This window comes from Bacteriovorax stolpii, assembly GCF_002872415.1.
In the GTDB taxonomy this organism is placed as follows: domain Bacteria; phylum Bdellovibrionota; class Bacteriovoracia; order Bacteriovoracales; family Bacteriovoracaceae; genus Bacteriovorax; species Bacteriovorax stolpii.
Window position 1 is genome coordinate 689258 of sequence record NZ_CP025704.1, and the last position, 15372, is coordinate 704629.

Annotated in this window: 15 protein-coding genes and 1 tRNA gene; 10 read left to right on the plus strand and 6 right to left on the minus strand. The window is 40.9% G+C overall.

Annotated features, from left to right (window positions below):
• Positions 1 to 224 precede the first annotated feature (224 nt).
• Together C0V70_RS03235 and C0V70_RS03240 are read left to right on the plus strand one after the other, a co-directional pair.
• A complete protein-coding gene (locus tag C0V70_RS03235) occupies positions 225 to 1505 on the plus strand; it encodes a hypothetical protein (protein ID WP_102242432.1) in 1281 nt (426 codons plus the stop codon).
• A 32-nt stretch (positions 1506 to 1537) separates the two neighbouring features.
• Positions 1538 to 2893 (plus strand): sensor histidine kinase, encoded by a 1356-nt coding sequence (locus C0V70_RS03240; protein ID WP_102242433.1) that lies wholly within the window; start codon positions 1538 to 1540, stop codon positions 2891 to 2893.
• Here the strand turns inward: C0V70_RS03240 and C0V70_RS03245 are convergent, their stop codons facing one another.
• Positions 2894 to 3283, minus strand: a complete 390-nt coding sequence (locus C0V70_RS03245) for a hypothetical protein (RefSeq protein ID WP_102242434.1) — start codon at positions 3281 to 3283, stop codon at positions 2894 to 2896. It abuts the gene before it with no gap.
• Positions 3284 to 3424: 141 nt separating this feature from the next.
• On the opposite strand from C0V70_RS03245, the gene C0V70_RS03250 reads away from it, so the two are divergent.
• On the plus strand, positions 3425 to 3784 hold the full coding sequence (locus tag C0V70_RS03250; RefSeq protein WP_102242435.1) for a DUF1428 domain-containing protein: 360 nt from the start codon (positions 3425 to 3427) through the stop codon (positions 3782 to 3784).
• Positions 3785 to 3919: 135 nt separating this feature from the next.
• Here the strand turns inward: C0V70_RS03250 and C0V70_RS03255 are convergent.
• Positions 3920 to 3996 (minus strand) — tRNA-Arg (locus C0V70_RS03255).
• Between the two features lie 144 nt (positions 3997 to 4140).
• Here C0V70_RS03255 and C0V70_RS03260 point away from each other — a divergent pair.
• The 7 genes from C0V70_RS03260 to C0V70_RS03290 all read left to right on the plus strand — a co-directional run bounded on the left by C0V70_RS03260 (position 4141) and on the right by C0V70_RS03290 (position 10616).
• Positions 4141 to 5445 carry an FAD-binding oxidoreductase gene (locus C0V70_RS03260; RefSeq protein ID WP_102242436.1) on the plus strand — a complete coding sequence of 435 codons (1305 nt, stop codon included), beginning with the start codon at positions 4141 to 4143 and terminating at the stop codon, positions 5443 to 5445.
• Positions 5439 to 6389, plus strand: a complete 951-nt coding sequence (gene rsgA / locus C0V70_RS03265; RefSeq protein WP_102242437.1) for a ribosome small subunit-dependent GTPase A — start codon at positions 5439 to 5441, stop codon at positions 6387 to 6389. Before C0V70_RS03260 ends, rsgA begins: the two co-directional genes overlap by 7 nt.
• 69 nt (positions 6390 to 6458) lie before the next feature.
• The gene (locus C0V70_RS03270) at positions 6459 to 6920 is read left to right on the plus strand and encodes a PilZ domain-containing protein (protein WP_102242438.1); all 462 of its coding nucleotides are present in this window, start codon (positions 6459 to 6461) and stop codon (positions 6918 to 6920) included.
• Between the two features lie 87 nt (positions 6921 to 7007).
• Positions 7008 to 8210, plus strand: coding sequence for a hypothetical protein (locus C0V70_RS03275; protein ID WP_102242439.1), 1203 nt, complete (start codon positions 7008 to 7010; stop codon positions 8208 to 8210).
• A 5-nt stretch (positions 8211 to 8215) separates the two neighbouring features.
• Entirely contained in the window at positions 8216 to 8956 is a 741-nt protein-coding gene (locus C0V70_RS03280) for a hypothetical protein (RefSeq protein WP_102242440.1), read from the plus strand.
• Between the two features lie 12 nt (positions 8957 to 8968).
• Positions 8969 to 9508 (plus strand): peptidylprolyl isomerase, encoded by a 540-nt coding sequence (locus C0V70_RS03285; RefSeq protein ID WP_102242441.1) that lies wholly within the window; start codon positions 8969 to 8971, stop codon positions 9506 to 9508.
• Positions 9509 to 9599: 91 nt separating this feature from the next.
• A complete protein-coding gene (locus C0V70_RS03290; protein ID WP_102242442.1) occupies positions 9600 to 10616 on the plus strand; it encodes a hypothetical protein in 1017 nt (338 codons plus the stop codon).
• Positions 10617 to 10662: 46 nt separating this feature from the next.
• Here the strand turns inward: C0V70_RS03290 and recJ are convergent, their stop codons facing one another.
• From recJ to C0V70_RS03310, 4 genes are all read right to left on the minus strand, one after another.
• Positions 10663 to 12360 carry a single-stranded-DNA-specific exonuclease RecJ gene (recJ, locus tag C0V70_RS03295; RefSeq protein WP_102242443.1) on the minus strand — a complete coding sequence of 566 codons (1698 nt, stop codon included), beginning with the start codon at positions 12358 to 12360 and terminating at the stop codon, positions 10663 to 10665.
• Between the two features lie 37 nt (positions 12361 to 12397).
• Positions 12398 to 12646: a hypothetical protein gene (locus C0V70_RS03300; protein ID WP_102242444.1), complete on the minus strand. Its 249-nt coding sequence runs from the start codon at positions 12644 to 12646 to the stop codon at positions 12398 to 12400.
• Between the two features lie 235 nt (positions 12647 to 12881).
• The gene (locus C0V70_RS03305; RefSeq protein WP_102242445.1) at positions 12882 to 13724 is read right to left on the minus strand and encodes a hypothetical protein; all 843 of its coding nucleotides are present in this window, start codon (positions 13722 to 13724) and stop codon (positions 12882 to 12884) included.
• Between the two features lie 159 nt (positions 13725 to 13883).
• Positions 13884 to 15260, minus strand: a complete 1377-nt coding sequence (locus tag C0V70_RS03310) for a C1 family peptidase (RefSeq protein ID WP_102242446.1) — start codon at positions 15258 to 15260, stop codon at positions 13884 to 13886.
• Positions 15261 to 15372: the final 112 nt, after the last annotated feature.

The window sequence follows — 15372 nt, forward strand, 5'->3', positions numbered from 1 at the left end:
CTAGGTTATTGGGAATGTGACTAAAACACCTCTCTGTTAAGCCCGGGCCTAGTAAGGAAGCCCTGGGAGTTACAGTTTAAGAGAGATTGCAAAGTTTCAAAAAAGCAGGGACTTAGCTCTAAGGCGCCTCCCAAAATATGCCACTTTTTTAAGGAGAAGAGCTTTAAAGGTGCAGGAGTACATAAAAAAACCTTCTATCAGCTCCTCTCTATTACAATAGGAGAATGAAACTTTTCATCCTTACATTACTATTCTCACAGACCTTGTACGGACAAACCTTGAGCAATAAACGCTCTGAGCTTATTGATGTCTATGCCTCTAACCTGGATGGGATCTGGTCCCTATCAGAGAATGTCCCAACGGATTTCTACTTGTCCTCGCTGGGAGTTTCTCTTTTAAAAGGAAGTCGGTCTTCTGATCCTGTGTTGAATGCGCGCCTGAACCGGGCCAGTGCGAGTCTGCTTTATATGGCCGCGGAGACAAGCCTATTGATGGCCAGTGAGCAGTTTAAAAATCTGGCAAACTGCAATGGTGTCTATGAGAAATATAAAAAAGTGCTCGCTGATAAAATAAACGATCCAGAAAACATGTGCCCGGCAAGTATGATAGAGCACGGTGTGTGTGTGAACACCAATTATCTTTGCTACAGCAAGCTTATTGATTACCGCACTCATTTTGAGCATATGACGAATTTGATACTTTCTTCTGTGATGAACACTGAAGAGATCGCAGGCCCTATGGTCAGAGATGCTCTTCCTCTGATTCTGGAGAGTTCTCTTAACGGTATCCATTTTGGGTGTGAAAAAGGGTTTAGTCCCTGGGCCAATAAAGTTGGTCAGGAGTTTGCGAAGAGCTGTGGGATGCTTATTAAAGATACGATGAACGAGCATATTTTTTTACAGGATATGCCGATGACATGTAAGAACAAAGAGAAATTTCCTCGACTACCTCTAATGTTTGCTTCAACTGGACGTAAGGAAGGGACAGGGCTTTACTGCGAAGATAGTCTCTTTCAGGGGATTTACATCCCAAGGCCACAGTCGTTAAGAATAAAAAAGCTGTTTCTTGTCAGCTCTCAATTAAGGGCCTTTTATTGGATGCAAATGGCAGAGGAAATTTTTGAGAGAACTAAGACAATTGGCACTGAGATAAAAAAAGGGCAACCAACACCAAGCTTGGTTTATAGCTTTTTAGGAAATGCTCTATGTGTGTCGCCTATTAGAAATAAGGAATGCGTAATTTTTGCTTCGTCTTTTCTCAATAGCTATAAAGTAAAACCTCCGCTGACTGTTCTATCAATGGCCTATGAAAGCGCTGCCGCTATTGGTAATTCTTATAACTCAAAGAAACCATTGCAAGCAGGTGAATTTAAGGCCCTGGAACGTTTGTCCAACGATCTTGAAAACCATCGCAATGCTGCCTTGTCTTTAAAATTCACTGCTCAAGAGTTGATAGAGAAGAGTGGAGTTAAGTTTAATTATTTCACGGAATCAAACTCTTTATAGTCGTTCAGGAATAATTGTTATATACCATTTCAATGGATCCAAAGGAAAATTTGCTTAACAACCTCTTAAGAGTTGAGGTTGCTAAAAAAGGACAATCGGCAACGTTTGCGTTTGCTGGGTTTTCTTTATTTTCTTTTTTATATGGGTATGGTTGTGAGAGATTTCTTTTTCCTATCAAGGTTATATCTGCTCTTCTTTTTGTCCTGAGCATTTTTCGTTTTTTCCATTACAAAAAAATCATTGAACAGGGGACAGTGAGTGCTTCTGAATGGCTCTACACTGTCATGTTGGTAACATTAAATGGGTTTGGGCTTGCCGTGATCCTGAGCCTGGCCTCTTTTGAATTGAAACTTAGTGGAGTGCATTTTGTCGTCGCAACGACATTGCTTGCAGGTCTTGTTGGCTCTTCAACTGTGACTCTTTCTTATTTCCCAATTCTTTTTTTACCATTCCAAACTTTTCTGCTCTTGCCTCAAATCGGAATTATTCTTTATTACTATTTTGCTGAAGGCCTAAATTATTTGCCGTTGATTGTTTTGTACGTGATGTATTACGGGTATCAAATAAAGCAATTCCGCGCCTATCGCAAAGACCTGGTTCAGCTTTTTACTTATCAAATTGAATTGGAAAGAAAAAATCGTGAACTTAATGAAAGCCAAAGCGTGATCATTGATCAGACAGTCAAACTTGTCCATACATCACGCCTTGCCGTTCTTGGCGAAATGTCGGCAGGCATGGCCCATGAAATCAACAATCCTCTGACCATCATTTCTTCATGCGCTCAAATGCTCACGCGCTTTGGAAAGGCCGATAAAGTTGATAATCAACTATTGGTTAAACACACAGAAAAAATTTACAAATCCGTTGAACGAATTTCGGCCATTGTTAAAGGACTTAAACATTTCGCTAATCAATCAGACCGCGTCCCTAAAGGTAGATATTTTATTCATGAGATTATGAGTGAAACGACACCTTTTTGTCTGGAGCATATCAATTCGTTAGGCATTGCTTTTAAGATTGAAGAAATCCCTGATATTGAAATTCACTGCCACTCAGTTCAAATCTCACAGGTTCTTTTAAATCTACTTAAAAATGCTTCAGACGCAGTTGCCGGTGAACCTGACGCTTTCGAGCGATGGATTTCCATCAACTTCAAACAAGACGATCAATACTTCTACTTCCTGGTTTCAAACGGGGGAGAGAAAATCTCCAATGAAGTGGCCGAGAGGATTTTTAATCCCTTCTTCACTACTAAAAACAGTGGAACGGGACTTGGGCTTTCGATTTCTCAGACGATTATGAAAGATCATGGCGGAGAGCTTTACTATGATTCGGATGGGTATGAGAGGACGACGTTTGTGATTAAGCATCCTCTCATGAATGTTTAATTAGGGAAGTTCTGTGCAGCTACTGTAAAGTTCTGGTCCATTCCATGACCCTTCCAGGCATGTTCTTGACGTTTGAATGCATGTGCTCCCGTTTGGAACAGTCGGGGATTGATACCCAGTTTCAACAGTGCCGTGAAGAGCGGCCCCGCAGTTTTTAAATTGTTCTATACAAGAATCATAAAGAGTGGGCCCTTGCCATTGCCCCTGAACACAAAATTGCGATGCCTGAGAGCAAGTTTCTGCTCCCATTGCAGTGGGAAAACTGTAGCCTGTTCTTGTTGTGCCTTCCAAGCATTCGCCAACTTCCAATCTTTCAGGCATCTGTTCTTTGCTTGTATGTGTAGTACAGCTTGTGACGATTGGGAGAAGTAAAAGAAAAAGATATTTCATGGCCACCCTTTGGAATATTATTTTTACTATCTTAACGCAAATGAAATTGAAGTCCAGAGTAACTTTTGGCGCGCTGACCTTGATAGCGCTTCATGTTCTTGTCATAATCTTTTTAACAAGAACATAAAGTAAGGAGAGCACATGGCACGTTATGTTGACGGTTTCATTATTCCCATCAAAAAGAAAGATTTGAAAGCTTATAAAAAGATGGCGGCCATTGGTTGCAAAGTTTGGATGGAGCATGGAGCTCTTGATTACTATGAGTGTGTTGGAGAGACTTTAGATACTCCCTTTGGAGTGTCTTTTACAAAACTGTGTAAACTCAAGCCTAATGAAACGGTGATCTTTGCTTTCATTGTTTATAAATCTAAAGCTCATGCGACGAAGGTGAATAAAAAAGTTCACAGCGATCCACGAATGCAGCCAGAAAATTTTACGTCGATGCCTTTTGATATGAAGAGATTTACTTTCGGTAAATTTGAGACACTCATTAGAGCGTAATAATTGGGTTAAGAGCAACGACGACGGAGATGAATAAAAAAGAACTTACTTTGCCGAACTCATTGGAAAGCGTTTTGTGTTTTAAAATCTTCGGAAGTAGTAAAAATGTCCGTTGGACATTTTTTCGGCAAAGAATGGCGCACTCGTCAGGATTCGAACCTGAGACCTACCGATTAGAAATCGGTTGCTCTATCCAGCTGAGCTACGAGTGCATGATTGGATAATTTTCGAAGTGAGAAGAAAATTAATGGTTTGAAGGCCTAATGTCAAGCGAAAGATGATGTTTTAGGCCTTCTAAGTCCTTGGAATTTTAAATAAATCTTTCCCAATTCGAGATTCTTCCTTAAACTAGAGGGATGAAGACAAAAAGCTTTTATTCCGTCCCTGAGGTCGTGGCCCATTTGAAGACTGGGCAGCCGACGCTGTTTCATTCGTCGCAGACTTCGACGGTCATCCCGTTTGAAAATTTGAGCGGGCTCAATGGCGAAACTGTGCTGGGAAATCTTTCGACAATTAAAGGTCATCTTGAAATGTTGAAGGATGGAAACTTGAAAGTCACAGGTTTTGTGACGTGGAAAGAGGCCAAGGAATTTTGTCTGGGCCATGGAAGAGAAATCATGACATCGCCGACAGAAGAGCTTGCAGGTGTTCTTGCGGGGATTGCGACGAGCTGTACAGGTGAGAGATCGTTTGGGTTTAAAAACCTGCGCTCGCAAATTGTGGAAGTCAATTATCTCGATCACGATGGTGAAGAGAAAAAACTTCTGGCCGATAAAAAACTAGAGTGTGGCATTGATCTGTCTTCATACCAAAAAGATTTTAATCACTATAAAAATTTTAAGAATGCTCCATACCCGCGCCTGGAGTTTGAAACTGACCTGATGACAGGGACAGAAGGGCAGCTGGGAGTGATCACTTCGGCCGTGTTAAAAACGGTTGAGCATTTCCCGGAAACATACGTCTTTATGCTTCTTCCTCGTTGGGAAGAAAACTTTGAGCCGCACCTGGAAATTTACCATGCTGTTCAAAATTTCAGGAATGAGATCCGCGCTTGTGAGTTCATTGATTCGAATTCACTTTCTTACCTGCCAGCAGAGAAAAATCCAGGAAATAATCAGGACGTTATTTTTTTAGAAATTAAAAAAGACAATTTTGAATCTATTTACGAAAACCTTTTAAGCACACTGACGTTAATTAACGAAGAGCATATCTTTGAAATGAATGCGTCTAAATGTCGCGACTTGCGTGTAAGCGTTCCAAGAGCAATCTTTGAAGTCAACAGCCGCATGGGAGTGACGAAAAAAGGGACTGACGTGCAAGTGGGAGAAGATAAGTTTAGAGAGCTTCTTTCATTTTATAGAGAGCTGGCAAAAAAAGGTGTTCCATACAATTTATTCGGGCATTTTGGAGATGCACACCTGCACTTCAACTTTATGCCGACTCCGGATAAAAATGATTTTTGTAATGAGCAATTAGAAACTCTTTACGCTAAAGTTTTAGAGTGGAAAGGCTCGCCTTTTGCTGAACACGGCATTGGTTTATTAAAAAGAAAATTCATCGCTCCTTTTTATGCTGAGACGGAAAAAAGTGTTTTCCGCGCTCTGAAAAAACAGTTTGATCCTAAGGGACAATTTTTTCCTGAAGGATTTATGACATGTTAAAAAAGGCACGCGTATTTAAATCAGCAAAGAGAGAGTTTGACTGCAAAATCATCGACACCAATGAAATGGTTGTGGCCACGGCATTGGGGAACCTTTTAAAAGGGGATGACAACTCGATCGTCGTTGGTGATTACGTGATGATTGATGAGAAGAATGTCATCACAGAAGTTCTTCCGCGCAATAATGAAATTTACCGACTGATCATTCGCGAACAAAAGAAAAAAGTCACAGCTTCAAATTGTGACCTGATGGTTATTGTGAGTTCAGTGTCTCGTCCTGAGTATAAGCGCGGGATCGTAGACCGCTTTTTAGTGCGCGCTCACCAGTGGGGAATCAGACCTTTGATCGTCTTTAACAAGATGGATGAGTTCGATCCTAATGTTCTTGATATGAAGTTTGAATTCGATCGCATGAATAATTTAGGGATTGAATGTTTTGAAGTTTCAGCGGCCCATACTGATTACAAGCCACAGGTTCTTTCATTGGGACTTAACGATTTGAAGGAAAGACTGCAGGGAAAAACCTCGATCTTTTTAGGCCAGTCAGGTGTGGGGAAAAGTAAACTAATCACCGCTTCTTCCGAGGGGAAAATTAAACTTTTATCCCGCGAAGTGGGGAAGGTTGGAAAAGGAACTCATACGACAACCTGGAGTGAGATTGTTGACTGCGAGAGTATGTCTTTAATCGATTCGCCGGGGATCAGGTCTTTTGGGGTTGAAGATTTACTCGAAGAAGACTTAATAACGTACTTTCCGGATATCGAAGAAGGTGCGGTTCAATGCAAGTTCTCCAATTGCACTCATGAACCGGGAACGGCAGGGTGTTTTTTCTATACAAAACTTGACCAAAACGCTTACGAAACGACACTTATCATGTCGAGATTAGAATCATTTCTTCGAATGAAAGAAGAAATTTCCCAGACCCCAAGTTATCTAAAAAGATAATAAATAAATTCGCAGGACTTCCGATGAGACCAATAGAACGGACCTTATGGTCAAATTGGGAGAACTAGCATGTCAGATTTTAAAGTATTAGATTTCAATAAAAAGAAAGCAGATACAATCGAGCAAAAGCGCAGAGCTTTTAACCGTATCGTGTTCCAAAACTTTTTAGGAGCATACTCGGTAATCGATGATAATGGTTCAATCTATCCTGTAACGATGGTCGATATTGCAGGAGATGGTTGTTCATTCCAGGTTCCATGGAACCCAAGAACAGATAAAAAACTTGCTCAAGGTTTTGAAGTAAACATGAGAATGTACTTCACAAACGCCTCATACATTCCAGTGATCATGTCAGTTCGCCACGGGAAAGAAGTCCTTGGTAAAGATGGCAATACTTACATGCAATACGGGTGCGAATTCGATAAATCTGTAGCTAGTTTTGAAGCTATGCAGAGCTTTATTGACTTCATTTATAAGTTTGCAGAGCACTCAGCGATCGATAAGGGTGACACAAAGGTCTATTTCAAGTAATAGCACCGCGCTATTTAGTGTAATTTCATATTCAATTATAAGCTTCATATGTTAGATTTGTACTCCTGATTCGGGAGTACAAATCTTATGAAAATGGCCATCGTTGGCTCTGGTCCACTAGCAATTTTAACCGCACATTATTTTGATCAAATGGGAGCGACCGTAACCTTGTTTCAGCGCGCGCCTTTGGGTGGAAATATGCGCTTTCTTCTGGATCACTATCCTGACTTCAAGATCGCTTACCAAAAAAGCATCGTGACCGTAAAAGAGTTCTTTGACAGCGAAATTGTCCCGGCCGTTTTAGAGCTGGAAAAATACAATCTGACAAAACGTGGAGATGTTCTTCGCGTGCACAAACGTTTTCTTCATAACGATGAAGTGGTGCCAGGGCGCACGCGCATGCACGACCTCTTTCGCGTGGTTTATACATTGAATCCAAAAGAAACGATTTTAAAACAATTAGAAGAAAACCCAGACTTCTTTAAGCAATTAGGTGAAGACGTCATCAATTCACTTCACCGGCCGGTAGAGAATTTTGAAGACTTTGATATCGTGATTGAAGCTCAAGGGTTAGGAAAAAAGCCAACTCCAATGGGAGCGGGCAGAAGCCTGGCCTTAAATGAATACAATCTACAGGAGAGTTCTCTTCTGTATTATGAAAAAGATATTTTTACTAAGCTTGATTTAAGCAACAAAAAGACGATCGTCCTGGTGGGCGAAGGTGTCTCTTTAAAGCTCGCTCTTCTTAAAATGAAAGACTGGCTATTTTCTTCACCAAAACATGAGCTTCACTGGGTGACTTATCAAACCGCTTACACGTCTTGTGGGATTGGCTGGCTTGATGAGGAAGTAGAGAAGTTCCTTGAAGAAATTAAAGCTCGTTTTGAAAAAGATAAAGAGGTTTTTGAAACAAAACTTCGCGAGTGGCGCGACCTTGAAGACTACGTCAAAGTTAAAGTGCCAAAGCCAGTTGAGCCAACACCACCACTGATTGTGCACTCTGGGTATGATGTGACGGCAGTAGACCGCCTGTTAGACCGCGAAGGTGTCTTTGCTACGATTGAGTCACCTGACTTTAGAGACCACTCAAGAGTGCCTTCTGACATGATGACATTGGCCGCAGACGCTATCTGTGTGGCCCGTGGAGTGGAAGAAGAGAGGCTTGCAGGCTCTGCTCTTTTAAATGAAGAGCCAGGCCATTACGTGATGAATGCCCGCGACCTCAATGAAGGTCTTGGCATGATCAAAGATATTGAAACTGATATTTTAAAATTTTTTAAAAAAGCGTGAGATTTATGAAAAACATTTCTTTCATTATTGTGTCTGCTTTATTTCTTTTTGCTGGTTGCTCATCAAAGGCCTTGAAACCTAGAGAAGTCGATCAGTATTATACCAGCACAGGTGTTCAAAAGTATTTTCTTTCAGACATCCCTGACTGGGCCAACTTCAGTCAATCGGCCGGATGTTTTAGATCAAAAGGGATTCGCTACTTTGATATCGAAGCGATGATGAAGAGCTTTTCATTAAATTACAACCAGGCCCTGCAAATTCAGGCTTCGTATAACGAAGAGTTTTTGGTGATGAAGAAAAATCCAAAAGTTAACCTGACTTTAAAAGACGAAGAGGTCCTTTATTTTAAAGCAAGCGATAGAGTTAACAGCAAGATTAATTTCTTTGATGCCCCGACGTTTAAAGAAATTCACCTGATCTGGCTGGATGAGGCCCTTTTAGGAAAAAAACAAGAAGAGCGCTTAAGAGCATTTTTGCAGTCTTCAGTCCATGATACTGGAGTGCCTGTTCTCGTGTCGGCCTGTCTGACTAAAGAAGAGGCCGAAGCTAAATTTCCGAACCTGGCCCTAAAAGTTATCAGCGCGGAGCTCTTTTCGATTTACGATACTAATGGCGTAAGGCAACCGAGTCTGCATGTTAATGTGAATGCTTTTTTTCAAGAAGGGCAGAAACTCATTTTCTATAAACAAGATATAAAGAAAAATGCGGATGATATCCGCGGAATATTTAAGACATCAAACTACTAGAAGGAGAACAATATGTTTGGATTTGGAGATGTTAAAAAAAGTGAACACAAAGAAAACCTTGATCGCGTAAACGCAGTTTTTACGACGACTATGGGAGAGTTCGAAGTAGAACTATTTGCTAAAGAATGTCCTGAGACAGTATGGAACTTCATTAACCTTGCAGAAGGCAGACAAGAAACTCCTGCGAAAAAAGGCCCTTACTATGATGGATTAATCTTTCACCGTGTAATCGACAACTTTATGATTCAGGGTGGATGCCCAGAAGGTTCAGGAAGAGGAGGCCCAGGATACAGATTTAAAGACGAAACTCAACCAGGCTTAAGGCACACTGGCCCTGGGATTCTTTCAATGGCAAACGCAGGACCAGGAACTAATGGTTCTCAGTTTTTCATCACTCTTGTTCCAACTCCACACCTAGATGGAAGACACACTGTTTTTGGAAAAATCGTAAGTGGAATGGAAGTGGTTTCAGCGATTGGAAAAACTGCCGTAGGACCAGGTGATCGCCCAGTAAAAGAAGTGAAGATCGAGAAAGTAACAATTAAGAGATAAGCATTGATTAATTTTTTATTTGACACCAACGCTAAGGCGGGATCAAAATTAATTGCTGTTTCTTTTTATTAAAAACACTCGAGGAGAGAAAATGAAAGCTTTGACTATCGTAGCTGCTCTTGCACTTACTTCAGGTTCGGCAATGGCACTAGACACTGTAATGGGACTTAAAGGGCGTTTTGACTACGTTCGCACTGAAACTGACAACAACCCAGGAAAAGATTCTTCTGGTGTATTAACAACTTCATACCTTCGTTTGGTAACAGACGCTAAGTTAAATGATACAATGACTGCTAAGTTAACTCTTGATTTCCAAGAAGCTGACAGCTCAAAAGATAATGGTTTAACTAACCTTGTAGACGAAGCTTTCCTAACAAAGACTTTCGGATACGGTTTCTCTGCAATGGTAGGGAAGCAAGCTGTTCTAACTGGTGGACATGAAAACGAATACTCTTCAAGAGATATTTACACAACTTCAATCCACAATGATTCAATTGCAGACTACCTAACTGGTGTAACTGTTGGATACGCTGTTGCTGAACAAAATATCTACCTTCAGTACATGCAACGTGAGGATTCAAAGCAAACTCCATTCACAGATAAGAAAGTTGTTGGAGCTGCATACTACGGATCATTCATGAACAAAATGATTGAGCCAGTTCTTTCTTACCACAAGCAAGGGACAACTCGCGCTGCTGCATACGACACTTTTATGTCAGCTGGTCTACGTTTAAACGTTGCTCAGTTCACAGTTGAAGCTGATTACCTTGTTCTTGAACAAGAAAAACTTACAGCTGCTGGAGACGCCAAACTTAAGTCTATCGTAGCTCTAGTTCGTTACAACCACGAAAACTTCAAGCCATTCGCTAAATTCATTAAAGAAGATGGGGAAAAAGGATTTGATGGAATCGTAACTGGTTCAAACGAGTCTGAAAGAACTGCTTGGGAACTAGGTCTTGAATACGTTCCAAACAAAGACGAAGACTTCAGATACCACGTTGTTTACTCAAGCTCAGAAAGTAAACAAACAAAACCAGCTCCAACATCAAAAGTTGAAGAGCAAAAAATCTACGCTGGTATTGCATTTAACTACAATATCCTTAAGTAATTTTAAGCAAAAAAAAGGGAGCGAAAGCTCCCTTTTTTATTTGTGATTAACTGAACTCTAATTTATCGACCATTAACTGTATCGACTCATTTCCGTTAAAACGATTCAGCCCCAGCGTAAAATACACCGACAAGTCTTCCTGTTTTAAGTTCTGAGTAGAGTAGACCTCACTTGGAGTGATGGCCTCATGTTTGCCGATATAATTAAAGCTGATTCCTTTTAATTTCACTTTTTCTTTTGAAAGGCTCCATCTCACGTGGACATCCTTCATTAGGTCAAAAGAATCAAGCTTAACGCCTTTAATGCGAAATTTTGGCTTCTCGTTGCCCATTCCAAATGGCTCAAGCAGGTCGAGATCGCGCATAAGTTGTGGATTGATTTCGGTGGCATCAATATCCAGGTCATAAAAATCAATTCTCGTGCGAGTGATCGCCGGAATGTTTTTTAGACTGGCATTCATATTATCAATGAAAGCGCGAAGGTTTTCTTTTGGCATCGAAAGTCCCGCTGCGGCCTTATGGCCTCCGAACTTAATAAAGAGTTCTGACTCTTTTTTAAGAAGCGAGAAGATATCCAAATCACCTGCACTACGGCATGAAGCTTTGATGATTCCTTCGTGTTCAGAGTCTGTGAAAACGATGGCCGGTACTTTAAAGGCCTCTACTAATTTAGAGGCAACAATTCCAATAACGCCTTCATGCCAGTGAGGCTGATAAACGATCGTGATTAAGTGTTCGCCGTCGTGGTGTTTTAATTCTCTTACGACTTGTTCGCGGGCTTCATTGTAAACTTCACTCTGAATGAATTTTCTTTCAGCATTACAGCTCACCAGTAAATCATAATACTCACGCGCTTTTTCTGCGTTGTCTGAAATCAGGAGTTGAAGCGAAGCTTCTGGATGCTCCAGTCTTCCTTTTGAGTTGATGAGTGGCCCCACATGGAAGGCAAGTTTTTCAGAAGGAATGCTCTTTGCTTTTAATTCTTCACTGGTAAAGAAGGCACGAAGCCCCGGGTACTCAGTGTCTTTTAAAAGTTTAAGTCCATGGCGGACTAGTTTTAAATTTAGTGGTGATAAATGGGCCAGGTCACAGATTGTTCCAATGGCCACAAATTGCAGAAGAGAGTAGATCGAAGGAATTTTTTGGTTCATCTTGATCAAATCGTTTCTGATTTGCACAGCAAGGGCAAAAGCGACTGTTACTCCGGCCATCGTTTTTAATTGGTCGTAGTGTGGGTTATCAATCTCATCGCGACGGTTGGGGTTAATAACCGCAAAAGCATTCGGCATTGTTTCGCGTGCATCTTTGTGGTGATCGGTGATAATCAGGTCGAGACCTTTTTCACGAGCGTAATCGGCGGCTTCATTATTTGTGATCCCGCAGTCTACAGTGATTAAAATTTTGAGATTGTTGGCAACAGCTTCATCGATGCTTGAAAGGTGCAGACCATAACCTTCTACAAAGCGAGAAGGTTGAACAGTGCTGACGTTTACTCCCAGCATGTGGAAGAAGTGGTAGAGAAGGGCGCAAGATGTAGTCCCATCGACATCGTAGTCGCCGTAGATCCCAATCTTTTCTTCTTTATCAATGGCCTCAATAATTCGCGCTGAAGCTTTTCCTAAATCTTTAAGCGAGCCCATATCGGGAATTGTTTTTAAATCCCATGACAGAAAGTCTTCAATCATTGAATGAGTAAAGCCTTTTTTCTGAAAGAGCCTAAGGACGACTGGATGAAGTTGTTGCATAACTATTCATAGCATTAAAACTACGAAAAGGGAGCAACTACCAAAGAACTGTAAGACCTTTTATGACATCTTCGTCATGAAGTTCATGACTGTAAGCGAAAAGTTTTTCGTAATCTGATTGATTTTTAGAGTGAACCTTTGAAAAGTAGTTAGAAGGAAGGAAGGATTTCTTGCATTGCGTACATTTTTGCGGTTCCTGATGAGACTCATTAACTTGGCCGCAAATATGGCACTTCTTAATAATAAGTTTATCGTTTTTAATCTGACCTTTTAGTTCTACTTTCATGGTGAAATCCTATTCACTAAATTGCGTCCCTACTAGTTGTTCCCGAACCGTTCCTTAGCTCAAGAATGCTTGTACTGTCTTGTCGTGAGTGTAATGGAAAAGATTTAGGGAAAAGCGGAAAATATTTCCACTTTTTCGCTGGAGTGTTTTAGTCGGATAAAAAAGAATAAGGCCGAAGAAGTTAGGGGGAACTCCTTCGGCCTATGTGTGTAGCTTCCTGGGGGGAAGAAGCTAATTATTCAAAGCGTACGCGGTTAAAGTCGTTTGATGAATTAACACTGAAGTTGAATCCATCGTGAGGCATTGGCTGTTGCTGCTGTTCTTGAGCCTGCTCCTGGAACTGTGGCTGGAAGTAGTATCTTTCCATTTTTTCCTGAGAAGGAGCGCGGTCCATCCCACCAATTTGTTGGTATGGAGTAAAAGAGCGCGAAGGCTGGTAACCAATTCCAATTCCCGGGTATCCACCCATTTCACTGAATGGAGCATATGGCATATAACCAAAGTTATTGAAGCTATCGTACATATAAGCGTATGGACTCACGTATTCACTCACTGGTGAGAATGAATCATACGGAGACTGATACTGTGGTTTTTGTTGTGCCATCATTGAGAACATCTGCTGCATCATCATTTGCTGTTGTTGCTGCTGAGAGATCATCAGTGATGTTAATTGAGACATGATCATCAGGACGTCCTGATTTGAATCTGTCTTAACAACTTCTTTTTTTGCTTCGTCCTTTTTAGGAGCGTCTTCTTTTGTATCTTCTTTTTTAGCTTTCTTTAATTCTTCAAGCTCTTTTATGATCGCCTGTTTATCGGCCATAAGTTTTTTGATTTCTTCATCAAGTTTTGATGATTTATCGTCTTTAAGACATTGAACGGTGATTTCGTTCTTTTTTAATTCTTCTTTTTTAGTGGCTTCTTTTTTCTCAAGCTCAAGTTTCTCCAGACGATCTTCTTCTAAGCTAGAAGGAGCGCGACCTGTTGTCTTTTGCTGATCCCAAAAAATCTTCGGTGCGAATGCACTCACAGTTAATAGAGCGGAGAACGTAAAGAACATCATCGACTGCTTTTTCATATAATCCCCTTTGGTGAGAAACGTATGTGATATGCAGTTCTTATTACAACTAATGTGCCAAGTGGTAAGGGGCTGATAGTAAAGATTATGTAAGGGGAGAGACTGTCTAAAGTTTTAACAGATAAAAAATACCTGTTAAAACTTTAGACGATTTATAGATTATTCAACTGTCTGGTACGTTCTTTTTAAAATCTTATATGACTGATCGTCCGTGTGAACATAGATGGTTGTTCTAAGCACGGCTTCTTCGCCAGAAGAGCTTAAAAGGTCACTCAGGGTCTTCATCTTTCTTCCTTTTGCCGGGAATTCCAGCACTAGAGGAGTCTCAGCAGACCACCCCATACTTAGTTCAGTCTGAGGGATGAAGTATTTGTAGGTCTTATAATAGCTCTCTCCTAGAAGAGTAGACTCTGACGATGAAAGAGGAACAATTGTTGAATTCTCATCACCTGGAAGCTCGGTGATCAGGCGAGATTTTTTGGCCAGGAACGAGCTCACATAAACTAATTGCCCGCTGATATTTGAAACAGTTCCTGTGACTTCTGCCTTTAATGAGTCTTCATCAAGTGATGCTGTCGCTGCAAAGTCATCCATTTTAAAATAGGTTTCAGCATGGTCTTCAGGAACAGAGAACTTCTCTGTTGCCTGCGCCCAGTAAAGAGGGCTTGTCACGTAACGATCGACCATTTCAAAGGTCATTGTCCCATAACCATCTTTACCCCAGTCTTTACCCCAACTGTTTTTAAAGAAGAAAACTTTTTTATTAAGATCGTACCCAGTGATTAGAACCGAGTGACCACCGCATTTATCCGGTGCCTGTAGGCAGGCCTTTCTTAACTCAGCATTATAAAAAACATCTCCGCTTTGCGGCCATCCATCAAAGTTAACTGAAACATCAATTGTCAGTGGTCTTTGGTATGTGGCCAGGAATCGGATAATTTCGTTGGTATTTTTCTGAAGGCTTCCGTACTCAATTCCGTCAAAAGCGATAATACTCTTTTGCGTTTCTTCACTTGGTACGTTGTGCATGAAGCACTCTTTAGGTGCAGCTGAATTTGACGATTCATACTTTTCACATGGAAGTCCTTTCTGGAACCACGAAGGCTGATAACCCCAGTCTCTCTCCAGCATCACTCCATAATTTTTAGTGGCCGAAAGGTTAGAGCTGACAGTTGATCCTTCTTCAGTTGCATAACTGCCAGAGTATTTAGTCACTAGGTTCATAAACTCTTCAGAAAGGTTAACATCCTTTTCCAGGTCGATTTTAATCGCACTCTCTAAAAGGGCCGTCGTGGCAAAGAAAGTACAAGTTCCACGGTCACTTTGGTTTTTGGCCGAAGTGGTCTGCTCATTTAAGTTAATAATTTTTGGCACGTCTTTTAGTTGAGACTCATTAAAAGTAGAGTTGGAAACGGCATCGTAGAATTTTCCTAAGATCACTTTATCTTTATAAGCACCTGCTGTTTCTGCTTTTTTAGGAGCGCATGACTGCATAACAGTTGTCAGGGCAAGTGTCGCCAGAAGCATCTTTTTCATAAGAAATCCCGTTTAGGTTTAAAATTTGGATTATTATCGCAATTTATTTAGGAAAGAGTGGAGAGTTGAAAGAATTACATAGAAGATGTGTTTAAGAGATAGACAAAAAGGC